This window comes from uncultured Halomonas sp. (assembly GCF_947501415.1).
Taxonomy (GTDB): Bacteria; Pseudomonadota; Gammaproteobacteria; order Pseudomonadales; family Halomonadaceae; genus Halomonas.
Genome location: NZ_CANMVL010000013.1, coordinates 49,474 through 70,913, shown reverse-complemented (window position 1 = coordinate 70,913; position 21,440 = coordinate 49,474). Strand labels below are relative to the sequence as shown.

At 65.5% G+C, this 21,440-nt stretch carries 19 protein-coding genes; 9 read left to right on the top strand and 10 right to left on the bottom strand.

Annotation, left to right across the window (positions count from 1 at the left end):
- The first annotated feature begins 17 nt into the window (after positions 1-17).
- Both Q0894_RS10755 and Q0894_RS10750 read left to right on the top strand, forming a co-directional pair.
- The gene (locus tag Q0894_RS10755; RefSeq protein ID WP_132042965.1) at positions 18-1,445 is read left to right on the top strand and encodes an aspartate aminotransferase family protein; all 1,428 of its coding nucleotides are present in this window, start codon (positions 18-20) and stop codon (positions 1,443-1,445) included.
- Between the two features lie 159 nt (positions 1,446-1,604).
- Positions 1,605-2,288, top strand: a complete 684-nt coding sequence (locus Q0894_RS10750) for a haloacid dehalogenase type II (RefSeq protein ID WP_132042967.1) — start codon at positions 1,605-1,607, stop codon at positions 2,286-2,288.
- Positions 2,289-2,401: 113 nt separating this feature from the next.
- On the opposite strand, the gene Q0894_RS10745 is transcribed toward Q0894_RS10750, so the two are convergent.
- Positions 2,402-3,358, bottom strand: coding sequence for a sulfurtransferase (locus tag Q0894_RS10745; RefSeq protein ID WP_165927510.1), 957 nt, complete (start codon positions 3,356-3,358; stop codon positions 2,402-2,404).
- Between the two features lie 255 nt (positions 3,359-3,613).
- On the opposite strand from Q0894_RS10745, the gene Q0894_RS10740 reads away from it, so the two are divergent.
- The 3 genes from Q0894_RS10740 (at position 3,614) to Q0894_RS10730 (ending at position 7,146) form a co-directional block, all read left to right on the top strand.
- Positions 3,614-5,971 carry a hypothetical protein gene (locus Q0894_RS10740; protein WP_299235020.1) on the top strand — a complete coding sequence of 786 codons (2,358 nt, stop codon included), beginning with the start codon at positions 3,614-3,616 and terminating at the stop codon, positions 5,969-5,971.
- Positions 5,972-6,082: 111 nt separating this feature from the next.
- On the top strand, positions 6,083-6,451 hold the full coding sequence (locus Q0894_RS10735) for a hypothetical protein (RefSeq protein ID WP_299235017.1): 369 nt from the start codon (positions 6,083-6,085) through the stop codon (positions 6,449-6,451).
- A 74-nt stretch (positions 6,452-6,525) separates the two neighbouring features.
- Entirely contained in the window at positions 6,526-7,146 is a 621-nt protein-coding gene (locus Q0894_RS10730) for a DinB family protein (RefSeq protein WP_299235015.1), read from the top strand.
- Between the two features lie 264 nt (positions 7,147-7,410).
- Here Q0894_RS10730 and Q0894_RS10725 read toward each other — a convergent pair whose 3' ends face one another.
- Both Q0894_RS10725 and Q0894_RS10720 read right to left on the bottom strand, forming a co-directional pair.
- Positions 7,411-7,593, bottom strand: coding sequence for a zf-HC2 domain-containing protein (locus Q0894_RS10725; protein WP_272922936.1), 183 nt, complete (start codon positions 7,591-7,593; stop codon positions 7,411-7,413).
- A gap of 2 nt (positions 7,594-7,595) precedes the next feature.
- Positions 7,596-8,210 (bottom strand): sigma-70 family RNA polymerase sigma factor, encoded by a 615-nt coding sequence (locus tag Q0894_RS10720; RefSeq protein ID WP_132042977.1) that lies wholly within the window; start codon positions 8,208-8,210, stop codon positions 7,596-7,598.
- A gap of 230 nt (positions 8,211-8,440) precedes the next feature.
- On the opposite strand from Q0894_RS10720, the gene Q0894_RS10715 reads away from it, so the two are divergent.
- Positions 8,441-9,214 carry a lipo-like protein gene (locus tag Q0894_RS10715; protein ID WP_132042979.1) on the top strand — a complete coding sequence of 258 codons (774 nt, stop codon included), beginning with the start codon at positions 8,441-8,443 and terminating at the stop codon, positions 9,212-9,214.
- Here Q0894_RS10715 and Q0894_RS10710 read toward each other — a convergent pair.
- Together Q0894_RS10710 and Q0894_RS10705 are read right to left on the bottom strand one after the other, a co-directional pair.
- Positions 9,175-9,789, bottom strand: coding sequence for a TIGR04282 family arsenosugar biosynthesis glycosyltransferase (locus tag Q0894_RS10710; RefSeq protein WP_299235009.1), 615 nt, complete (start codon positions 9,787-9,789; stop codon positions 9,175-9,177). The two genes, Q0894_RS10715 and Q0894_RS10710, sit on opposite strands and share 40 nt — an antisense overlap.
- A 31-nt stretch (positions 9,790-9,820) precedes the next feature.
- Complete coding sequence (locus Q0894_RS10705) at positions 9,821-10,510, bottom strand: TIGR04283 family arsenosugar biosynthesis glycosyltransferase (RefSeq protein ID WP_205741912.1); 690 nt, start codon at positions 10,508-10,510, stop codon at positions 9,821-9,823.
- A gap of 121 nt (positions 10,511-10,631) precedes the next feature.
- Here Q0894_RS10705 and Q0894_RS10700 point away from each other — a divergent pair, with 121 nt between their 5' ends.
- Both Q0894_RS10700 and Q0894_RS10695 read left to right on the top strand, forming a co-directional pair.
- A complete protein-coding gene (locus Q0894_RS10700) occupies positions 10,632-12,827 on the top strand; it encodes a bifunctional TVP38/TMEM64 family protein/FAD-dependent oxidoreductase (RefSeq protein ID WP_132042985.1) in 2,196 nt (731 codons plus the stop codon).
- Positions 12,820-13,659, top strand: coding sequence for a sterol desaturase family protein (locus Q0894_RS10695; RefSeq protein WP_132042987.1), 840 nt, complete (start codon positions 12,820-12,822; stop codon positions 13,657-13,659). Before Q0894_RS10700 ends, Q0894_RS10695 begins: the two co-directional genes overlap by 8 nt.
- Here Q0894_RS10695 and Q0894_RS10690 read toward each other — a convergent pair.
- From Q0894_RS10690 to Q0894_RS10675, 4 genes are read right to left on the bottom strand one after another with little or no spacing between them, the layout of a single operon-like run.
- Positions 13,646-14,275 carry an ATP-binding cassette domain-containing protein gene (locus Q0894_RS10690; RefSeq protein ID WP_132042989.1) on the bottom strand — a complete coding sequence of 210 codons (630 nt, stop codon included), beginning with the start codon at positions 14,273-14,275 and terminating at the stop codon, positions 13,646-13,648. The two genes, Q0894_RS10695 and Q0894_RS10690, sit on opposite strands and share 14 nt — an antisense overlap.
- A 2-nt stretch (positions 14,276-14,277) precedes the next feature.
- Positions 14,278-15,957 carry an ABC transporter permease subunit gene (locus tag Q0894_RS10685; RefSeq protein ID WP_299234998.1) on the bottom strand — a complete coding sequence of 560 codons (1,680 nt, stop codon included), beginning with the start codon at positions 15,955-15,957 and terminating at the stop codon, positions 14,278-14,280.
- A 37-nt stretch (positions 15,958-15,994) separates the two neighbouring features.
- Positions 15,995-17,266: an ABC transporter substrate-binding protein gene (locus tag Q0894_RS10680; protein WP_132042991.1), complete on the bottom strand. Its 1,272-nt coding sequence runs from the start codon at positions 17,264-17,266 to the stop codon at positions 15,995-15,997.
- Positions 17,267-17,268: 2 nt separating this feature from the next.
- The gene (locus tag Q0894_RS10675) at positions 17,269-18,372 is read right to left on the bottom strand and encodes a phosphotransferase (protein WP_132042993.1); all 1,104 of its coding nucleotides are present in this window, start codon (positions 18,370-18,372) and stop codon (positions 17,269-17,271) included.
- A gap of 217 nt (positions 18,373-18,589) precedes the next feature.
- On the opposite strand from Q0894_RS10675, the gene Q0894_RS10670 reads away from it, so the two are divergent.
- Positions 18,590-19,297: a hypothetical protein gene (locus tag Q0894_RS10670; RefSeq protein WP_132042994.1), complete on the top strand. Its 708-nt coding sequence runs from the start codon at positions 18,590-18,592 to the stop codon at positions 19,295-19,297.
- A 90-nt stretch (positions 19,298-19,387) separates the two neighbouring features.
- Here the strand turns inward: Q0894_RS10670 and Q0894_RS10665 are convergent, their stop codons facing one another.
- Positions 19,388-21,421 carry a diguanylate cyclase gene (locus Q0894_RS10665; protein ID WP_132042996.1) on the bottom strand — a complete coding sequence of 678 codons (2,034 nt, stop codon included), beginning with the start codon at positions 21,419-21,421 and terminating at the stop codon, positions 19,388-19,390.
- Positions 21,422-21,440: the final 19 nt, after the last annotated feature.

Below are 21,440 nucleotides of genomic sequence, written 5' to 3'. Positions count from 1 at the left end.
CAACGAGAGAGAATGCAATGAACCAGCAGCACCAGGACCTGATCGACCGCGACCGCAAGGTGACCTTCCACGCCTCCTCTCACCTGCGCGACTTCGCCCATGGCAAGGCACCGGGCCGTGTGATCACCGGTGGACAGGGCATCACCATCCGCGACAAGGATGGACGTGAATTCATCGACGGCTTCGCCGGACTCTACTGTGTCAATATCGGCTATGGACGCACCGAGGTGGCCGAGGCGATCTACCAGCAGGCTCTGGAGCTCTCCTACTATCACACCTATGTAGGGCACTCGAACGAGCCGCAGATCGCGCTCTCCGAGAAGATCATCGAGCTCGCCGGGCCCGGCATGTCCAAGGTCTATTACGGCCTGGGTGGCAGCGATGCCAACGAGACCCAGCTCAAGATCGTGCGTTACTACAACAACGTGCTGGGACGTCCGCAGAAGAAGAAGGTGATCTCTCGCCAGCGGGGCTATCACGGTTCGGGCCTGGCCACGGGTTCGCTGACCGGCCTCAAGGCGTTTCACGACCAGTTCGACCTGCCGCTCGAGGGTATCCTGCATACCGAGGCGCCTTACTACTATCATCGCGGTGCCGAGCAGCAGGGCATGAGCGAGCGCGAGTTCTCGGCCCACTGCGCGGCCAGGCTCGAGGAGATGATCCTGGCCGAGGGGCCCGATACCGTGGCGGCCTTTATCGGCGAGCCGGTACTCGGGACCGGTGGCATCGTGCCGCCGCCGGAAGGCTACTGGGAGGCGATCCAGGCGGTACTGAACCGCTACGATATCCTGCTGATCGCCGACGAGGTGGTGTGTGGCTTCGGTCGCATCGGTGCCGACTTCGGCAGCCATCACTACGCCATCAAGCCGGACCTGATGACCGTGGCCAAGGGCCTGACCAGCGCCTACCAGCCGCTCTCCGGGGTGATCGTCGGGGATCGTGTGTGGCAGGTGCTGGAGCAGGGCACCGGCGAGTACGGCCCGATCGGCCATGGCTGGACCTACTCCGGTCATGCCCTGGGCTGTGCCGCGGCGCTGGCCAACCTCGAGATCATCGCGCGCGAGAAGCTGACCGAGAATGCCGCCGAGACCGGTGCCTACCTGCAGCGGGCCATGGCAGATGCCTTCGGCGATCACCCCATCGTCGGCGATGTGCGTGGCGTCGGCATGCTGGCGGCGCTGGAGTTTTCCGCCAATCCTGAGAAGCGAGAGCACTTCGACCCGGCCTTGAAGGTGGGGGCGCGTATCTCCGCCGCCGCCCTCGAGGAGAACCTGATCGCCCGTGCCATGCCGCAGGGTGACATTCTCGGCTTTGCCCCGCCGCTGATCGCCACCCGTGATCAGGTCGATGAGATCGTCGCGCGCACCCGCCGGGCGGTTGATCGGGTCACCGATGAGCTGGTGCGTGAGGGCGCGCTCAAGGCGCTGACGGCACCGGTTGCCTGATCGGTCATGTGAACTGCCCGGCCCCGTGAGGGCCACCTCGTCGCCGCGGGCCCGTCCCGCGGCGACGTCGTTGATGGCAGTGGATTAAATGGCGCTTGCCTTGGCCGCTGTGCTGGCACACCCTCGGGAGGATCGATTCGTACAGAAGGAGCGCTTTCCATGGCACAGGTCCTCGCCTTCGATGTCTACGGCACCTTGATCGACACCCACGGCGTCGCCACCGAGCTGGAGCAACGCCTCGGCGCGCTGGGCAAGGCGGCGCTGGCTCCGGAGTTTTCGCGCCGCTGGCGGGAGAAACAGCTGGAGTACAGCTTTCGTCGTGGGCTGATGGGGGGCTATGTGCCCTTCAGTCAGTGTACCGAGGAAGCCCTGGTATTCACCGACCGCTCCCTGCAGGCGGGGCTCTCCGAGGCGGATCGTGACCACCTGATGCAGGTCTATGCCCAGCTTCCGGCCTTCGCCGATGTCGCCGGCGCCTTGCGTCGCCTCGGCGAGGCGGGCGTTACCTGCGTGGCCTTCTCCAATGGCACCACTCAGGCGGTGGAGGGACTGCTGGCGAAGGCCGGTATCCGCGACCACTTCGAGGCGGTAATCAGCGTGGATGAGGTCAAGCGTTTCAAGCCGGACCCGGCGGTCTATGCCCACCTCCGCCATCGACTCGAGAGTGAGCCGAGTGACACCTGGCTGATCTCCAGCAACCCCTTCGACGTGATCGGTGCTCGTCATGCCGGCCTGCATGCGGCCTGGGTGCGGCGCAGCGCCGAGGCCCCGTTCGATCCCTGGGGCATCGATCCGGACCTGACCGTCGGTGACCTGGAGACCCTGGCCGAACGCCTCGCCTGAACGTGGATGCGCAGCGGCCCCGCGGCGGAGACCTGCGGCGGGGCCTAGAGGGAGTAGTGGATACCCTCGCGATAGTGTCGCGATAGTGTCGAGGTAGTGTCGAGGGTGGTGGGTCAGTCGAGCGCCTCGCCAACGGTAATGGTGCCGCGCTCGGCCAACTGCAGCGGGCGTGCATCGTCCTGAGTCCACTCGGCCATGGAGCCATCATACATGGCCACCTGTTCCAGGCCGCCGACCTCGCTGAGCTGGAACCAGCCGCTGGCGGCCCAGTGGCCGGTGTTGCAGAAGGCCACGGTGGGGGCCTCCGGGTCCAGGCCGAGTGCCTCGATGTTGGCCATGAGGCGCTCGGGGTCGAGGTAGTAGGCGCCATCACGCTCGATCAGGGCGGCGTGGTGAGGCAGATTCACGGCGCCGGGAATCGTGCCGGGGGCACGTGCCGCCGGTGATTGGGTCTTGCCGGTGTAGAAGTCCTCCGGGCGGGCATCCACCAGCGCCTCGCCGGCCTCGATGGCCGCTTCCACCTCCTCGGTGGTCGCCAGGAGCGCCTCCTGCAGGCTGGCCTCGAAGGTAGTGGCCTCGGGGGCGTCAGGGGTGCCGCTGGCGACCTCGAAGTTCTGGGCCTGCCAGCCGGCGAAGCCGCCGTTGAGTACCGCTACCTCATCGTGGCCCAGTGCCTTGAAGGTCCAGTAGACCCGTGCGGCACTGCCGAAGTCGGTGGCCCCGGTGCCGGCCGAGACGACGACCACGGTGTCGTCATTGTCGATGCCCAGCTCGCCGATCAGGGTCTCGAGCGCTTCGATATCGGGCATCAGGCCCGCGACGCCGTCGCGACTCTCGCGCCAGCCGGCGTCGGTGTAGTTGGAGTAGCGGCTACCCGGGATGCGGGCCTCCTCGAAGGAGGCGCGATCGCCACCGTTGTCGATACTGGAGCGAACATCCAGTACCACCAGGTCATCGTTGTCCAGCTGGTCGCTCAGCCATTCGGCGTCGACCAGGGGAGAGGGGAGCTGGGCATGGGCGTGACCGGCCATGGCCAGCGTGCCGGCGGCGATCAGGAGTCGAGTCCACATGGAGGGTACCTCGTCGTCGGAAAGGGGCTGCCTCCATGCTGCAACGATCCGGCGCTCCTTCGCCAAGAATGCTTGTCGACACTACTATTCCCAATGGGTATATCGACCCGATGCACGGCGACTCTCTTGCGAAGACCTCATCCCTCGAAGGCGACAGCCAGCGATCGTGTTGCTATTCCTGTAAGGAGTGTGAATTCGCCACGACCAAGTCAGCAGCAATCCAGGACTACCGACTGGTGCAGAGGAGACCCGAGCATGCCCCAGCACTCCACGACCCGGCACTTCTGGTTGAGTGGCCAGCGCGCCGCCGAGCAGGATCGCTTCTTTCGCGAAGCTCTCGAGACCCAGGGATGGGTGGAGGGCGACGAGACGACCTGGGATGCGGGTTGGGTGACCGGCATGCCGGCGCCGAGTCAGTTTCGTCGGGTGTCGGCGCACCGCAAGCTCAATCACTTTCCCGGCAATGCCGCCTTGACGGTCAAGAGTCGCCTGCATGAGAGCCTTTCCAGCATGAAGGCGAGAGTCGGTGAAGGCGTGGGTGACAACAAGGGGCATCCTCTGCTGTCACGCCTGAACTTCTTTCCCCACACCTGGGTAATGCCCCATGACTATCATGCCCTGCAGCGGGCGGCCCTGGCGGAGCCGGAAAGACGCTGGATTCTCAAGCCCACCAATGCCTCCAAGGGCAAGGGGGTGAGGGTGCTGCGTGACGCCGCCGAGGCCCCTCCCAGCCCGAACTGGCTGGTCCAGGAGTATCTGGATCGCCCCCACACCATCCGCGGGCACAAGTATGTACTGCGTCTCTATGTGTTGATCAGCTCACTGACCCCGTTGAGGCTCTATCTCTACCATCAGGGGTTCGCCAAGCTGGCTTCCGAACCGTGGGATCCCGACGACGCCGACAACCCCTACAGCCAGCTCACTAATCCCGATATCAACGCCCTGAACACGCGTGTCGAGGTGCCGGTGGAGTTTATCGATCTCGCGCGTTATCGCGGCTGGCTGCGTGACCAGGGCCACGACGACGAGGCCCTCTTCGCGAAGATCGGGGATCTGGTAACCCTGACCGCCATCTCCGGTGTGGATGCCCTGCGCCGCCGCACCGCCGAGGCGGGTGCCGATCCGCGCGGCGGCTACGAGCTGCTGGGTCTCGACTGCATGATCGATGATGACCTCAAGCCGTGGATACTGGAGTGCAACCTGAGCCCGTCGCTGGGCACCTGCGCGGCGCCCGAGGATGGCGGTATCGCCGAGGAGCGCATCAAGGGGGAGCTGGTGCGTGACATGCTGCGGCTGGTGGGTATTGCCGGTGAGGCTCCGCCGGAGCCGGAGACTGACTCACCCTCGGCGCTGCTTGCCGAGGCCCGTGCCGAGGCGTCACGCGCCGGTGGTTTCAAGCGACTGCTGCCCTCGGCGAGCCCCGAGCGCTACCTGCCTTTCTTTTCGCTGCCATCGCTGGCGGATATGACGCTCGCCGAGGCGCTGGTCGGGCGTGCCATGCCCCGTCCACGCCTGGCTCGACGCCGGGTCATCGAGCTGCATGAGGCCGACAGCCTGGCCCTTTACGCCGCCGACACCGGAAGGCTCTATCGTCCCAATGATGCCGCGGCGCTGATCTGGCTGTTGGCGACCGAGGGGCTTGACCCCGATGCCATCGCCGAAGCCTTGCGGTCCGCCAGTACCGAACCGCCCGAGCCCATGGCACTGCGTCGCCAGGTGTGGCAAACCCTGGGGGAGTGGTGTCGTGATGGGCTGCTCTGCCAGACAGAGGCGGTTGTACAGGCCCCCTCGGCTCGAAGCGAGACGGCACAGACGGAGGTTGCCGCTGATGCCGAGCCGGCTGCCGTGAAGCTTCGCCATGATGGCCGAGCCTGGGCGCTGCGGATCGCCGATGCCGCGATCGAACAGCGCCTGGTCGAGGCGTTCGGTGTAGGGCTCGAACCCCTGCCACCGGAGGAGGCGGGGCAGCTGCCGTGGCTCTCGCTGCTTGCGGCCCCCGCCGGCTATGCGCTGGCCGAGGGCAGTCGTCTGGTGTCGAGTCGCCTGACGCTGGCGGAGGTGGTGCCGGCGCTCTCCACCCTGCTGCTGAGGCTGGCCGCACGCTCCGGCGAGCCGGTGCTTGACGTGGCCTGTTGGCAGCCACGGCCCGGGGAGATGATGTTGCTGGCCGTCGATGATGAGTCCTGTCGCGAGGCCCTGACGTCTTCGTTGGGAGAGGCGCTGAGCCGTGGTGTTAGGCTGACATTGCAGGACGACACCGTGCATGTCGAGCCCCTGGGGCTTCCCTTCACCGGCCGCGGGAAGATGTCGGATGATGGCAGCGCGGAACAGGGGGCCACGTCGCTGCGCCTGGTGACGCTGAAAACGAACCAGGATGACGCCTCCGCCGGGCTCCTGCCGCAGACTCGACTCGATGCTCTGGCGGCGCTGCTGCCGCGTTGCCACTCATGTGAAGGTGGCGTGCCCTCGGCCGACCTGATGGCACGCCTCGATTCGTGGCTCGAGGGGGTGTCGCGGCAAATAGTGTGCCTTTCCGAGGATGGTTCAGGACTTTTCGCCATGCTTCTCCAGTCAGGTGTCACCTCGGCCGGCAAGGCGTCGATCGAGGCATGAGTCGTTGGGCCGCCTGGCGGTCCAGCATGGCGAGGCGTCACTTACACGCTTCGTCACTCGATGGCAGGCGCATTGCTGGCCTGCTACTGCAACCACGATGGAGGTCATGTCATGACTGAGATTGATAAGCAACGCCGGACCCTGATCGCACGGCTTGGTCGTCGGTTGGGCCATGCGGCACCTGCCCTGGCACTGGTTGCCAGCGGTGCCGCCATGCAGGCGGTGGCCGCAGAGCCCGATGAGGCCGTCTATACCAGTGGCCAGGAGGCGCCGCTGATGCTTGCCGAGGCCCATGCCGAAGGCGGTGCGGAAGCGGGTGCCGAGGCTGGCGCGCACGCCATGGATAAGGCGCAGGGTGAGGCCGAAGTCGAAGGAGAGGCGGAAGCTGAAGCGGAAGGAGAGGCGGAAGCCGAAGGGGAAGGAGAGGCGGAAGCCGAAGGGGAAGGAGAGGCAGAAGCCGAGGGGGAAGGCACCTATTGATGTCGAGCAACCGCTGCGCCGGCCTTCCGGGCCGGCGTGGTATCGATATCCCTCGGTAACCGAGAGGAGGGCACATGAACGAGACCCACTTGCGAGACTGTGTCGATAGAGTCGATAGACTGGTCGAGGAGAATCGCTGTAGCCTTCACCAGCTGGAGACCTTGCTGCTGGAGATCACTCCGCTAGCGTATCGACATGGCTTCGATGCCGAGGGTCGGCAGACCCTGGGGCGTCATGTACGCCATATCCTGGATCACTATCGGGCGCTGCTGGAGGGAATCGATGGCTCTTGTATCGACTATGAAGCGCGCGTCCGGGAGTCCGAGCTGGAGCAGGAACCGGCCGTGGCCCTAGAGTGGCTGGGCCAGATTCGTGCAAGGCTGACCATGCTAGGCGAGCACGCCTCCACGCCACTGCAGTTGAAATACCCGATCGATGAAGAGGGTGAAGCTCTCTTGTTGACCACCAGCCTGGCCCGTGAGTTGGCCTTTCTGACCAGCCACACCGTGCACCATATGGCGTTGCTTCGAGTTTTGGCACAGCAGCTCGGAGTGAAACTGCCCGCCGATTTCGGTGTGCATCCCTCCACGCTGCGTCATTGGCGCCGGCAGGCCATGGAGGATAAAGACTCGCCAAGCGTATTGCATGGGAGCGATGCCTTGCGGAAGGTGAGAGGTTTCATGGATCTATCGTGACGGGTCAGGATTTCGCACACCTCCAATGTGAGTTTAATATCATATTGCTGTCGAGATAACAGGCCTGAAACGATACGTACGTGTTCCTGTTATACGTGAGGGCCTCGGACAGCCTGGGGACTCATTTGCAGGAGAAAAGTGTCATGAGAAAGTATCTGATCGGGGCGGCAATGAGCATGTTCGTGGCGATGCCGGTGATGGCGCAGGCGGAAGGCCGGTGAAGACAGAGGAGTGAGGCACCGGTGGGCCGTCAGCGCCCGTCGTCTACGGATCCACCTCATGGTCAATCCCGTAGCCCCTGCAGGCCTCATGAAGTAGCCTGAACTGCCTGTCACACTGCCTGCAGGCGCCGCACATCGACAGATGGAACCGAAGCGACATCCTTTCCTGAAAGGTAAGGCTGCGTTCGTGCTTGAGTGACATCAGCCGAGAGGCCTCTTTGCACATCATCATGCGGTTTCTCCTTCCAACCAGCCTTTCTCGATACATTGGCGTAGACGTAGCCGTGCACGGTGCAGAATCACCCAGCAGTTGCTTTCTCGAATCTCGAGCAGCCCACAGATCTCCTCGGTAGAGAGCCCCATCAGCTCGCGCAGCGAGAAGACCCGGGCAGTGTTTTCCGGCAGTGCGATCATGCAGGCGTCGAACACCCTCCAGAAGTGCTGGCTTTCGATGACGGCGTCAGGATCCCCCCAGCTTGCCGGACGAGAATGGGCTTCCCAGCGCCCGTTTTTTCGAAACTGTCGATCGATGACCTCATCACTCTCCTCGTCATCGAGAGGCTGCAGGCGTCCCTGGCGCTTCTGGTAGCGCATGATGTCGAGAATCTTGTACTTCAATATTCCAAACACCCAGGTGTCATAGCCGGAACGACCCGCGAAGGTGGCATCCTTCTCGATGGCCGCCATCAGGGCTTCCTGAACGGCATCCTCTGCCATGGCATTGTCGCGCAGATGCATCCTGGCGAAAGAGACCAGCTTGGGTCTGATCGATGAAAGGCGTTCCAGGCGTATCGATCGTTGCTTGGCAAGCCTGTCACCCCCGCTCGCGGCCGGGTCTTCCATAAGGGTTGTCTCCAGTATCTGGGGAGAGCAGCGCAGGAAGTCCTGGTGCGCCCCTTTCGTCGCCGAACCGTGGGAACCATTACAGGATTTCGTCACCAGACTCTCATCGGCGGCACCACGCTCTGCTTGCAAGCCTCCTTCACGATGAGTGTAAGCCTACGTTGTCTCGAGCGACAAAAAACTAGCGTACTGGACGATACTGATCCATAGAGGCCGGTGTGGAGGGGGAGATGAAAGCCCTGGAGAGGTGTGGCTATCGCATTAGTTGCTGGCTGTCGAGGCCCAGGCCGTGGCATCGGCCCCAGTCGGCGACGGTTGGCGAGGTATGGAGCTGCCTGCTTCCCGGCGATGTCCTGCTGATCGAGGGGTCTTCACGCTTGAGCACCGTCATCAAGTACCTGACCCAGTCCTCCTGGTCCCATGCGGCCTTGTTTGTCGGCCCTGAGGCGGCGCTACGCGCCGGGGGCTACCCCGGAACCGCCTTCGTCGAGGCGGATCTAGCCGAGGGGGTCCGTCTGGTCGGTTACGATGAGTTCAGTGGCTATCCCTTGCGAATCTGCCGCCCCGTTGGCCTCGCCGATAACGACATCCAGCAACTGATCGAACATGCAACGCAGCGTGTCGGTCATCGCTATGATCTGCGTAATATCTTCGACCTGGCACGCTACCTGATGCCGCTCCCACCGGTGCCCGTCCCCTGGCGGCGTGGGATGCTGGCACTGGGTAGTGGTGACCCGACCCGTGCAATCTGTTCGACGCTGCTTGCCGAAGCGTTCCAGTTTATCAACTACCCCATTCTTCCCATCGAGGAGTGGCTGAGGGACGAGAAGCGCTGCGCCGAATGTCGTCGCCGCGTCTTCCGCCGCCGACACTTCAGCCTGTTTACGCCTCGCGATTTCGACCTGTCGCCCTATTTCCAGATCATCAAGCCGGGTCTCGGCGCAGGGTTCGACCCTCATCGGCTTCACTGGGCGTCATCCGATGGAGAAAGTGAGGTGGTGTAAGGGCTGCGGGAAGCCTGTCGCCAGCGCCTCAGGTCATCGGGGCGGTCGACGTCCCAGACGGTGGCCGGGCAGGCCAGGCGCCAGCCCAGGGCATCCAGCCGCTGGCGGGTCTGGGTCATGACGCGCTCGCTACCCCAGTCGATATCGGTGAAAAGGCTGGGATGGACCTCGTGAAGGCCGAGCAGTGCATAGCCCCCATCTTCTGCCGGCAGGCAGACGGCGTCGTGAGTCGCCAGTGCCTGGATACAGGTGTGCAGCAGTTCGGGCGTCAGTGTCGGGCAGTCGCTGCCGATGACCATCGCCGGCCCCGGCGTCAGCGCGAATCGCATGCGCTCCCCCAGGTCGCCTTCGTTCTGTGCATGCCGGGCGATGCCATGTTTCGTCGCCAGCTCGAGAAACAGCGGGTGCTCATGCTCGAGGGCCGTCCACAGCGTGATCCGCTTCGCCGGCAGGGCCGCACAGGCCACGGCCAGGGTGTGGCGCAGCAGGTCCGCATGGATCCGGGCGGCCTCTTCGGCACCGCAGCCCGGCATCAGGCGTGTCTTGACGCTTCCGGGAATCGGGGCCTTGGCCATGATGGTGAGCCTGACCCTGCCGGCTATCCCTTCAACGCACATGTCGATACTCCCTGGCCAGTGTCTCGGGTGGGGCTCCTCGCCAGTATCGCCAGCGCAGTCGCCACATCAACCAGATGGTGCGCCAGGGGCCCTGACTGTCCCAGCGGCGACCGGAACTGGTCACTCTCGAGTGCAGGCAGGCCGGGGGAGAGAGTCGCCCGAGGCGACGACTGATGGCGATATCCTCCATCAGTGGCTGGTCGGGAAAGCCCCCTACGGCCTCGAAGGCGGCGCGCGTCATGAACAGCGCCTGGTCGCCGGTAGCGATACCGGTCAGTCGCGAGCGCAGGTTCATGGCGCGTGCCACCATCGGCAGCAGTCGGCTATTACCCTCCAGGCGGATGTCGAACCTCCCCCAGCAGCGCTCCCGGGAGAGTGCCTGACGGATATGGTGATCGGCACTGTCGGGCAGATGAGTGTCCGCATGCAGAAAGAGCAGGATCTTGCCACAGGCCGCCTCTGCCCCGCGGTTCATCTGTCGTGCTCGCCCGCCGGGGGCGTCGATCACCTCCTGGCAGTGAGGCCGGGCCAGTTCAGGGGTACCATCCCGGCTGCCGCCATCGACCACGATCACCTCCGTGCCACCTTGGCGCAGGGGGGCAAGCCCGCGCAGGGTGGTCGTGATCGTTGCGGCCTCATTCAGCACGGGAATGATCAGGCTCAGGGGTGGACTGGGCATCGTCTCCATGGCCTTCATGGGAGTGAAGCGTAAGGATACCGTACCACCGACGACTCAATTTCAGGTTTTTGTTTCTCGCCTTTCCTTTATTCTCTTGTCCTTTCAGGCCCGAGGAGGCCCGATGCGTTCACGTCGACTGCTGTTGCTCGCGCTGATCGTCGTCCTGGTGGTGGCGTTCTTTCTCTCCGGCGCCAATGATTACCTGACCCTGGAGGTACTGCAGGCCGAGCAGGCGCGCTTTCATGCCTGGCTGTCGCGAGAGCCGGTAACGGTGATCGGTGGCTTCTTCCTTCTCTATGTCGCGATGGCGGCGCTCTCCCTGCCGGGGGCGGCCCTGATGACGGTGCTCAGCGGTACCCTGTTCGGCCTGGGCTGGGGGCTGCTGCTGGTCTCCTTTGCCAGTACCATCGGGGCGACCCTGGCGGCCCTGATCGCGCGCACCCTGCTGCGCGCACCACTGGAGCGGCGCTATGCCCACCAGCTGGAGCGCATCAATGCCGGTATTCGACGCGAGGGTGCCCTCTACCTCTTTACCCTGCGCTTGATTCCGCTGTTTCCCTTCTTCGTGATCAACCTGGTGGTGGGCCTGACGCGCATGCGGCTGACCACCTTCTACTGGGTCAGTCAGCTGGGCATGCTGCCGGGCACCGTGGTGTTCGTGAATGCCGGCAGTGAGCTGGCCGACCTGGAGTCACTGGGCGATATCCTGTCACCCTCGTTGCTGCTCTCCTTCGTGCTGATCGGACTCTTTCCCTGGCTTGCCAGGGGCATGGTGGCGCTGGTTCGGCGCCGTGCCCTGGTCCATCGCTACGGGCGTCCGTGCAGGTTCGACCGTGACATCGTGGTGATCGGCGCGGGCGCGGCGGGGCTGGTGGCCAGTTACATCGGCGCCGCCGTGCGCGCTCGAGTGACCCTGGTGGAGCGGGAGCGGATGGGGGGCGATTGCCTCAATACCGGCTGCGTGCCCTCCAAGGCGCTGATTCGCGCGGCACGCTCGGTCCGGGAGATAAGGCGAGCGGCGCGCTATGGCGTCCGGGTAGCGGAACCCAGCGTGGATTTTGCGGCGGTGATGACCCATGTTCGGGGCGCCATCGAGAGCATCGAGCCCCACGACAGTCCCGAGCGTTATCGTGGCCTGGGTGTGGATGTGCTCGAGGGCGATGCGCGGCTGACGAGCCCCTGGGAAGTCAGGGTGGAGACGCCCGAGGGGGAGCGTACCCTGACCACACGACATGTGATCATCGCCAGTGGTGCGCGACCGCGGGTGCCCGAGCTGCCCGGCATCGAGACGGTGAAGGTGCTGACATCCGATAATCTGTGGCAGCTCGATACGCTGCCCGAGCGCCTGGTGGTGCTGGGGGGGGGGCCGATTGGCTGTGAGCTGGGGCAGAGTCTTGCCATGCTGGGCAGCCGGGTGACTCTGGTGGAGTCTGCCGATCAGCTCCTGCCCCGCGAGGATGCCGAGGTGGCCAGGGAACTTGAGGCCGCCATGGAGGAGGAGGGGGTGCAGCTGCTGCTGGGGCACCGGGCGCTGCGCCTCGTCGCCGACGGCGAGAGTCATGCCCTCGAGGTGGCCGATACTGATGGCAACATCTCACGTCAGCCTCTAACCCATCTGCTGGTGGCCGTGGGCCGCGAAGCCAATGTGAGCGGCATGGGCCTCGAGGCGCTGGGAGTCGATACCCGGCAGAACGGCACCCTGGAGGTGGACGAGACGCTGCGTAGCGTGCTGCCGAATGTCTGGGCCTGTGGCGATGTGGTGGGGCCCTACCAGCTGACGCATGCCGGTGCCCATCAGGCCTGGCACGCCAGCGTCAATGCCCTGTTCGGAGAGGTCAGGCGCTTTCGGGTCAGCTACCAGGCGTTGCCGGCGGTCACCTTTACCTCACCGGAGATCGCGCGGGTCGGGCTCAATGAGCGCGAGGCTAGCGCCAGGAGCCTCGATGTCGAGGTAACCCGCTATTCGCTGGGTGAGCTGGATCGCGCCCTGGCCGAAGATGAGGCCCGGGGGTTCGTCAAGGTGCTGACTCGCCCCGGTAGCGACCGCATCCTGGGGGCTACCATCGTCGGTGCCGAGGCCGGAGAGATGCTGGCGACCTTCACCCTGGCGATGACCCGCGGGATCGGCCTCAACCGTCTGCTCTCCACCATCCACCCGTACCCCACCCGCAGTGAAGCGGTGAAGGCCACCGCCGGGGTGTGGAAGCATGCCCATAAACCGGAGCGCCTGCTGGGGTGGCTGGCGCGCTACTTTGCCTGGCGGCGCGGAGAACGCGAACCGGTCAATGGTCGATGCAAGGAGTCGCTTGATGCCTGAGGGCCTGCTGCAACATGAGCCCTGGCTGCGGTTGGTGGCCTTCGCCGGCGTGCTGCTGGCGATGGCCAGCTGGGAGCTGGTGGCCTCGCGTCGCCAGCAGCGAGTGTCCCGGCGGCGTCGCTGGCCCGCCAACCTGCTGATCGTGGTGGTCGACACCCTGGCGCTGCGTCTGGTCTTTCCGTTGGCGGCGGTGGGCGTGGCGCTGGCCATCGCGCCCCATGGCTGGGGGGTGATGCCCTGGCTGGGGGTGCCCTGGTGGCTGTCGGTGCCGCTCTGTGTGCTGGCCCTGGATGTCGTCATCTATTTCCAGCATCGCCTCTTCCACGCCGTACCCTGGCTATGGCGATTGCACCGGATGCACCACGCCGATCCGGAGATCGATGTCACCACGGGTCTACGCTTTCACCCTCTGGAGATCCTGATCTCGATGCTGCTCAAGGTCGTGGTGGTGCTGGCGCTGGGGGCGCCGGCGGTGGCGGTGCTGCTCTTCGAGGTGATCCTCAACGCCAGCTCGCTGTTCAACCATGCCAATGTGCGCCTATCGCTGCGGCTCGACCGTTGGCTGCGCTGGCTGGTGGTGACGCCTGACATGCATCGGGTTCACCACTCCTGGCGTCAACATGAGACCGACAGCAACTTCAGCTTCAACCTCTCCTGGTGGGACCGCCTGTTCGGTACCTATCGCGCTCAGCCTGAGGAGGGGCACCTAGGCATGACGATCGGCCTCGAAGTCTTCCGGGACCCCCGCGAACTGCGCCTGGGCCATATGCTTACCCAACCCTTCCGCCGGCCGAAGCCACAGCCGGAGGGCAAGCCAGTCAGCCGAGAGTGATCACCGGCCCGCCGGCGTTCTCGGCATCCTCGTGGTCGTGGGTCACCAACAGGCTGGGTAGGCCGGCGCGTCGCAGCCGGTCGAAGACCAGCTGGCGCACCTCGTGACGCAGCTGGCGGTCGAGCCTCGAGAAGGGCTCGTCGAGCAGCGCCGCGGCCGGCTCGGAGAGCAGCAGGCGCAGCAGCGCGATGCGCGCCTGCTGGCCACCGGAGAGGGTGGCCGGGTCACGGGGGCCGAAGCCCGCGAGGCCCACCTCCTCCAGAGCCTGCTCGATGCGAGCGGTCCTGTGTTTTACTCCACGGGGCATGCCGAAGCGCAGGTTGCCAGCCACCGTGAGATGAGGAAACAGCAGGGGGTCCTGGAACAGCAGGCCGATGCCGCGGGTCTCGGCGGGCAGGGCGGTGATCTCGCGCGCCCCCAGCCATACCCGCCCCCGAGCCTCGAAGGCGGGATCGAGGAATCCGGCGATCATGGCCAGCAGCGTCGACTTGCCGGCGCCCGAGGGGCCCATCACGGTCAGCACCTCGCCGGGGCCGATGACGGCATCGATCTCCATCAGCGTCCGCCCCCCCAGGGCGAGCCGCACTTCGTCGAGGATCAGGGTGTGGGATGTCATCTTCAAGGTGCTCCTTGCATGCCACGACGGTTTGACCACAGCAGCCGGGGCAGGCCCATGGCGATGATGAAACCCAGCAGCGGCAGTGCGGCCTGAACCAGTGCCCAGACGCCGATCACGCGACGGTTGCCGCCGCTGGCCAGGGATACCGCCTCGGTGGTGACGGTGGCAATGCGTCCGGCACCCAGCAGCAGGGTGGGCAGATACTGCCCGATGCTGACCGCCATGCCCACCGCGGCGGCGGTCAGCAGTGACGCCAGCAGCATGGGCAGTCTCACCCGCCAGAAGATGGCGTTGGGGGAGTGGCCCAGGGTCAGGGCGAGCCGCGTCCAGCGCGGATCGAAGCAGCGATAGCTCTCGGCCATCGACAGGAAGGTATATGGCAACACGAACAGCAGGTGCGCAAGGATCACCAGGGCCAGCCGGGCGCGGATTCCCAGGGTCTCCATCAGCACCACCAGGCCAAACAGGAAGGCGATCTGGGGCACGATCAGCGGCAGATAGAGCAGGCTCAGGCCGGCGATGCGCCGGCCGCTACGTTGTTCACTCTCCAGTGTCGCCAGGGTCAGCAGCATGGCGAGCAGGGTGGCGCTTGCCGCGATGATCAGGGTATTGGTCACGGGGCCGCCCAGCAAGGGAAGCGCGGTCTGCCAGTGCCCCAGGGTCAATGTGGTCGGCAGGGTCTCGGGAAAGCGCCAGAAGCCGGCGACGGAGTAGAGCGCCAGGCCACCTAGCCCCAGCCCGGCGGTGAGCGTGGTGATGACCAGAAAACCGCGGCCGGTGAGGCTTAGCCAGTGCTCGCCGCCGCGTCGCCGGCCGTTCACCACCCAGCCTCGGCCCAGTCGCCTTGCCAGGCACTCCAGTCCCCACCAGACAAGCAGAGCCGTAAGCGTGACCCCCAGTTGAAGCATGGCGCCGGCCGAGGCCAGGAAGCGTTTCTCCAGGTCGGGGTCGTGGAACCACTCGAGAATCGAGACGGCCAGTGTCGGTGGCAGGGTCGGCCCCAGGATCATCGCGACATCCACCACGGAGCTGGCGAAGGCGATCACCGCGTAGACCGGCAGGCGAATTAGCGGGTAGAGCGCCGGGGCGACTCCCTTTAGCCAGGCGATGGTGGGCCGATAGCCCAGTGAGCGGGCCAGGGCCACTCGTCTTGGGGCGTCGAGCTGGGGGAGAGCCGCCAGGCTCATCAGCATCAGGAAGGGGATCTCCTTGATGACCAGGCCGGCCATCAGGCCGAGGCCCCAGGGATCCTGAACGATCAGCAGGTCCGGCGGCCGCTCCCAGCCGGTCAGCCCCGGCGAGAACAGCCGCGCCAGCAGCCCCGAGGGAGCGACCAGGAACGCCAGGCCGAAGGCCGCCGCGGCATGGGGCAGCGCCAGCAGCGGTGACACCGCGCGGTGCAGCCAGCGGTCGAGCCGGGTGTCGGCGGCCGCGGCCAGGAACAGCAGCACCGCGGCCAGTGATAGGGCGGTGGTGATCAGGCCGCTGGCCAGGCTGATGCTCACCGAGCGTGCCAGCCCCGGCTGGTCCAGCAACTCGCGCCAGGGGGCCAGGCTGAACGTCTCGCCGCCCAGTGCGGGCAGATGGCCGAAAGCCGGTAGCAGCACCATCGCCACCCCGGCCAGGATGGGCCCGGCCAGCAAGGCGAGCACCACCGTTGGCATCAGGCGCAGCAGCATGGCGTCCGCTGCCTCCCGAATTCCTGTGTGGGTTGCCTCACTGTGCGACGTAACGCGCTTGCCACGCCTCCTGCAGGGCCGTCATCCAGCTGGGGTGGGGCTCGGGCAGGGTCCTCGACAGGGCCTCGGGGGGGAGCATGGCGGGACTGTCCGCATCGATGGTGAACCGTCGGCGGGTGGCGTCGTCCAGGTGGGCCACGTCGAGCACCGTGCGATCGCCCCAGACGGCGAGATCCTGCTTGTGGGCCTGGGCCTCGGGAGAAAGCAGGAAGTCGGCAAGCACCAGGGCACCCGCCTTGTTTGGCGAGTTGAAGGGAATCGCCACGAAGTGGACGTTCCCCAGGGTGCCGTCGTTGAGCACATAGCTGCGGGTGCTGGCGGGCAGTTCGAAGTCGGCGACCGCGGCGGCCGGTTCCGAGGGGTAGAAGGTAAACGCCAGGGAGAGTTCGCCGGCCCCCATCAGGCTGCGCAGTTCCGGCCCCGAGTTGGGGAACTGTCGCCCGCCCCGCCACAGATGCGGGTGCAGGGCATCCAGGTAGTCCCATAGCGGGGCGGTAATCGTGGCGAAGTCGCTCTCCTCCACCGGCGCATAGAGGGGCTGGCGATCGTCGGCCAGGGCGATCAGCGCCTGCTTGAGAAAGGTGCTGCCGGTGAAGTCGGGAATGCGTGGGTAGCTGAAGCGCCCGGGGTTGGCGCGGCTCCAGTCGAGCAGCGCCTCGATGCTGCCAGGGGGATTCTCCACCTCCTGGCTGTCTCCGCGGAGCTCGTCGCTATCCCCGCGAAGCTCATGGCTGTCATAGTAAAAGGTGATCTGCGCCTTGCCCCAGGGTGACTCGAAGCCCTCGGTGGGCAGGGTGAAGTCGGTGATCACCTCGGGGTTGTCGGCAGGGCGCGTCAGGGCGAAGTTGGGCAGCGCCTCGGTGAAGGGGCCATACAGCAGCTCGTGCTCGCGCATGGCGGCGAAATTCTCGCCGTTGAGCCAGATCAGATCGATGCTGCCATCGCCCAGATTGTTCGCCGCCTTCTCCGCGATGACCCGTGAGACTGCGGTGCTGGTGTCATCCAGCTTGACGTGCACGACCTCGACGCCGTGGTCCTCGGCCATCCGCTCGGCGACCCAGGCGATATAGCCATTGGTGCGTGTGTCGCCGCCCCAGGCGTTCCAGTAGACCGTCTGGCCACGAGCCTGCTCGCGCACGGCCTGCCAGTCATCGAGATTGGGGCTGGCCGCCAGCGGTGTGGCCGACGCCAGGCCGAGAGAAACGCAGGTCAGCGCGGTGGTCAGGCGGGCGGGGCGATATTGGAGCATGGTCAGGCATCCTGTTCCAGAGCGTGCGAGAGGGCAGTGGACAGCGCGTCGAACTCGCGCCGGACATGGTCGATGACGGCGGGGGAGAGGTAGTGGTTGACCCTGTCGCGCACATGGGCGATCAGCGCGTCATCGCTGAGCTCGGCAGACCAGTCCTCGCCGCGGGCCCCGGCGTCTCGGGTGCGATCATGACTGGCACGCCATTTGGCGCACCAGGTCAGCGACCATAGCCACATGGCACGGCGGCAGGTGAGCAGGGTATCGAGCTCGCCGATGCCGGTACGGCTCATCCAGCGGTGGTGGAAGTCGGCCAGTTCGCCGATGCCGAGCACGGCATGGCTGTTGGGGTCCCAGGTGGTGGAGGTATAGAGGCTGGCGTGGGCCAGGTCGAAGCCGGGGAGCCCGTAGCGGCACTTCTCCAGGTCGACCAGCACGGCGCGACCCTCGGCATTGATCAGGAAGTTGCCCGGGTGCGCGTCGAAGCTGATCAGCCGGGGTCTCGACGCCTCGCCGCGTTCAAGTTCACTCGGCAGGGAGCCCAGCTCCTCTCGCACCATCGTCACCACCTCGGCAGACAGTCCGGCCTGGTCGAGGAACTCGGCCTGGGTCGTCACCTCGTCGCGCATGGCGGCCCAGGGATCGGCCGGTGCCAGCAGCGGGGCACGTGCTTCGGCGGGCGGCAACGGCAGCCCATGCAGGGCGGCGAGTGCCTCGGCGATCGCCGGCAGGTCGTCGGGCAGTCGAGCCGGCCGCCCGTGTACGGCATCCACCAGCAGGCCGCCTCGAGGCAGCGTTGTCGATGGGGTGAGCACGCCCTGCAGGGATGGCGTGTGGCCGGAGGGGCCGGCGCGTTCGAAGCAGGCGGCCTGATAGTCCAGGTTGGCGCCTGCCGCAAGGCCCAGCTGGCTCTGCTTGGGGAGCCGTGCCACCCAGTCGTCGCCGTCACGAATGAGCCAGACGTGGTGATGGGCCAGCCCGGTATCGGCCATCGGTCGCAGCTCACGTATCGCCTCCCGATAGCCCTGCCTGACCAGCGCCTCGGCCAGGCATTCTCTCTGTGCGTCCCGTGTCTCGGTGGGTCTCGCTTCGCTCGTGGTCCCTGTCATGGGCCTCCTCGCTGGAATGATATCGATCTGTCAGGAGTGTCGTGGCGAAGCAGAGATCCTTACAGCCTTTAGCCGTAAGGTTCGCCGGGTCGGCTCCTACCAAGACGTATCGCCTAAGGGTGGCGGTCCCCATGGCGACGAACGTCATCGGGAGAGTATCAATATCCCTTGTCCCTGTGGGCAATGACCCTGTGGGCAACCATCGAGGAGAAGCACCATGTCACACGATAACGACAAGAGACACCGGCTGCTGGGTCGCCTGGGTCGGCAGCTGGCCTGCACGGCCCCCGTGCTGGTGCTGGCGGCGGCGGGCGTCTCACTGCAGGCCACCATGGAGAATGAGAGCAGCGACTCTGGCCCGAGCACTCTCTCACTGTTCCTCTCCAGCGCCCATGCCGAGGCCCAGGGTGAGGTGGAGGGCGAGGCGCAAGCGGAAGCAGAGGCAGAGGCGCAATCTGAGGGGGAGGCCGAAGGAGAGGCAGAGGGTGAAGGAGAAGGTGAGGCAGAGGGTGAAGCCGAAGCTGCTAAAGCCGATAGCAGGGAGGCCGTTAAACGGCCGGAAGGCTATACGCCAGTTTACAGCGAGGATGGCGCCAACGATGCCAGCCTGCTGGCCCAGGGTGAGGCGCTCTACTACGACGACTCCCTGAGCAGCAACGGCCTGGCCTGTGCCAGTTGTCATGGCAGCGATGGCGAGGATGTCGGTTATCAGGCTACCTTCGAGCAGCCCTTCCCCCATCGAGTGGCCATGGCCGATAGCCGGTTCGGCATGCCCGAGGTTCACGCCGACGAGATGGTGCAGGTCTGCATGGTCGCCCCCATGGAGGCCGAGCCGCTGGGTTGGGGGAGCGAAGCGTTGACCTCGCTTGCGGCCTATATGGTCGAGGTGCAGCGCCGCTTCGCCGGCGAGTCTCACGATCTGTGATCCCCTCCGCTGGCGGCTCTCTCCTGGCACCGGACAGCCGGCTGGATCTTGGGCGCAATCCCTGTTGCTGGGTCCGAGATTCAGTACCGGCTAGCCGGTGCCAGACTGGGGCACCTCCTCGTCGGTAATGACGCGATTGCGACCGCTCTGCTTGGCGCGATAGCTGGCGGCATCGGCCCGGGCGAGCACGGCATCGATGTTTCTGTCGCCCGGTTGGAAGCAGGAAATGCCGATACTGGCGGTGACCTGCCAACGATGCTCCTGGTGTTCGATCGAGAGAGAGGCGATTCGCTCCCGCAACACCTCGGCGAGGGTCAATGCCTGGTCGAGGCGGCAGCCCGTCAGCAGCACGGCGAATTCGTCGCCACCCTGGCGTGCCGCATGATCGCTGTTGCGTGCCACGCCTCGCATCGTTTCGGCGACGCGTTGCAGCATGCGGTCCCCCAGGGCGTGACCGCCCTGATCATTGATCGGCTTGAAGTGGTCGAGATCGAAGAGCAGTACCGCCGTTTGATCACCAGTCTTCTGCCAATCCACCAGTGCCTCTTCCAGCCGGCGTGTCAGACCGCGTCGGTTGAGGAGTCGGGTCAACGGGTCGTGCTCCGCCTCCCAGCGGCGTAGCGCGTCATCGCGGCGATGCTGGGTAATATCGCGAACGACTCCGGCGACGCCGATAAACTCTCCCTCCACCTGTATCGTACTTGTGTGAATATCCAGCCAGCGCTGCCTGCCCTCGTGATCCACGAAACGGAACTGGCGCATGAAGTCCTGCTGTTCGGCAAGGCTCTGTCGCCAGGCCTCTCGCACCGGGTCGCGCTCCTCGGGATGGATGCGGTCGGCCCAGCTCTCAAGCGTCTGCGGCACGGAAGAGCCGAGGGTCTCGTGGAGTGCCTCATTGAGGAAGGTCAGCCGACCCTGAGGGTCGGTAACGAACATGCCCTGAGGAGAGGCCGCCAGCGTGGCATTTAGCATGGCACTGCGACGGGTAAGGTCCTGCAAGCTAGCCATGCGGGCCTGCTCGGTCTCGTTGAGGGTATCGATAACCCGACGCAGCTCCGGCATTCGGGTGGGGATCTCGAGCCGGTGGCGTTGTCCGTCGCGAAGCTCAAGAACCTGCCTGGCCAGCCGGGTCAGCGGGCGCAGTGCCAGCCAGATCAGGAGGCCGACCATCGGCAGCACCATCAATAGCGCCCACCAGGCCAGCTGCGTGATCCGACGCATGCCGGCAACCAAGGGCGCCTCGGCCTGAACCTTGGGGAGATGCACGCCGACGATCCAGTCCGCCGGCCAGACCTGACGGTAAGCCACCAGCGCAGGCTCACCGCTGATGGTGGTCTCCTCGGCCTCCCCCTGCCAGCCATGGAGGGCCCGGTCGAGTGCCGGGGGGAGGGTGTCGGGCAACTCGACGATAGCCTGGCGTTGCTTGGGATGATAGAGGCGCTGGCCGGCTGCGGTAGTGATGGTGACATGCCCGCGTTCGCCAAGGCGCAGGCTCTCGAAGCCCTTGAAGAGCCGACTCTGGTCGATATTGACTAACCCACCCAGGAAGCCTGTGTAGCGCCCCTCGGCATCATGCAGCGGCACCAGCATCATCACCATGGGCTGGTCGCTGATTCGGCTCACGAAGGGAGCGCTGACGTGGGGCTGCTGGAAGGCGTGCATGAAGCGCGCATAGTCCCGGTCGGGGAAGCGGGCCCCCACTATTCCATTGCGGGTGGGCCAGGCATCCGTGATCCGACTCTCTAAGTCGAACAGTGCCAGGGCCTCGAAGTAGGGTACCAGGGCATGGACCTGGGGCGTGGCGAGGGCGCGATCGGTCGGCTCGGGGATATGCTGGGCGAGGCGTTCCAGGGCCTGCAGGCGCTCGCTGACCTGGTGGACGATGGAGTTGCGTATCAGCTCGGCCTCATAACGCAGATGCTGACGGTTGGTCTCATCCACCAGCAATTGACCCGCTTGCCAGCCGTATGTCAACAGTGTCACGCAGAGCACCGCCCACAGTGTACCTGCGCCGAGCAGCAGGCGGCCGCGCAACGTGAGTAGCGGAGATGTCAGGGGGTGGCTCAGCCAGCCAAGGCGTCGAGTCCTGTAACCTCGTCCGTCGCCGTAAGGGGTAGTGGTCATGGACGAGTATGCTGCCAGC

Bases quoted from the DNA above. Each gene is read 5' to 3' on its own strand.
- Q0894_RS10755 (WP_132042965.1), top strand. From the start codon at position 18: ATGAACCAGCAGCACCAGGACCTGATCGACCGCGACCGCAAGGTGACC.
- Q0894_RS10750 (WP_132042967.1), top strand. From the start codon at position 1,605: ATGGCACAGGTCCTCGCCTTCGATGTCTACGGCACCTTGATCGACACC.
- Q0894_RS10745 (WP_165927510.1), bottom strand. From the start codon at position 3,358: ATGTGGACTCGACTCCTGATCGCCGCCGGCACGCTGGCCATGGCCGGT.
- Q0894_RS10740 (WP_299235020.1), top strand. From the start codon at position 3,614: ATGCCCCAGCACTCCACGACCCGGCACTTCTGGTTGAGTGGCCAGCGC.
- Q0894_RS10735 (WP_299235017.1), top strand. From the start codon at position 6,083: ATGACTGAGATTGATAAGCAACGCCGGACCCTGATCGCACGGCTTGGT.
- Q0894_RS10730 (WP_299235015.1), top strand. From the start codon at position 6,526: ATGAACGAGACCCACTTGCGAGACTGTGTCGATAGAGTCGATAGACTG.
- Q0894_RS10725 (WP_272922936.1), bottom strand. From the start codon at position 7,593: ATGTGCAAAGAGGCCTCTCGGCTGATGTCACTCAAGCACGAACGCAGC.
- Q0894_RS10720 (WP_132042977.1), bottom strand. From the start codon at position 8,210: ATGGAAGACCCGGCCGCGAGCGGGGGTGACAGGCTTGCCAAGCAACGA.
- Q0894_RS10715 (WP_132042979.1), top strand. From the start codon at position 8,441: ATGAAAGCCCTGGAGAGGTGTGGCTATCGCATTAGTTGCTGGCTGTCG.
- Q0894_RS10710 (WP_299235009.1), bottom strand. From the start codon at position 9,789: ATGGCCAAGGCCCCGATTCCCGGAAGCGTCAAGACACGCCTGATGCCG.
- Q0894_RS10705 (WP_205741912.1), bottom strand. From the start codon at position 10,510: ATGCCCAGTCCACCCCTGAGCCTGATCATTCCCGTGCTGAATGAGGCC.
- Q0894_RS10700 (WP_132042985.1), top strand. From the start codon at position 10,632: ATGCGTTCACGTCGACTGCTGTTGCTCGCGCTGATCGTCGTCCTGGTG.
- Q0894_RS10695 (WP_132042987.1), top strand. From the start codon at position 12,820: ATGCCTGAGGGCCTGCTGCAACATGAGCCCTGGCTGCGGTTGGTGGCC.
- Q0894_RS10690 (WP_132042989.1), bottom strand. From the start codon at position 14,275: ATGACATCCCACACCCTGATCCTCGACGAAGTGCGGCTCGCCCTGGGG.
- Q0894_RS10685 (WP_299234998.1), bottom strand. From the start codon at position 15,957: ATGCTGCTGCGCCTGATGCCAACGGTGGTGCTCGCCTTGCTGGCCGGG.
- Q0894_RS10680 (WP_132042991.1), bottom strand. From the start codon at position 17,266: ATGCTCCAATATCGCCCCGCCCGCCTGACCACCGCGCTGACCTGCGTT.
- Q0894_RS10675 (WP_132042993.1), bottom strand. From the start codon at position 18,372: ATGACAGGGACCACGAGCGAAGCGAGACCCACCGAGACACGGGACGCA.
- Q0894_RS10670 (WP_132042994.1), top strand. From the start codon at position 18,590: ATGTCACACGATAACGACAAGAGACACCGGCTGCTGGGTCGCCTGGGT.
- Q0894_RS10665 (WP_132042996.1), bottom strand. From the start codon at position 21,421: ATGACCACTACCCCTTACGGCGACGGACGAGGTTACAGGACTCGACGC.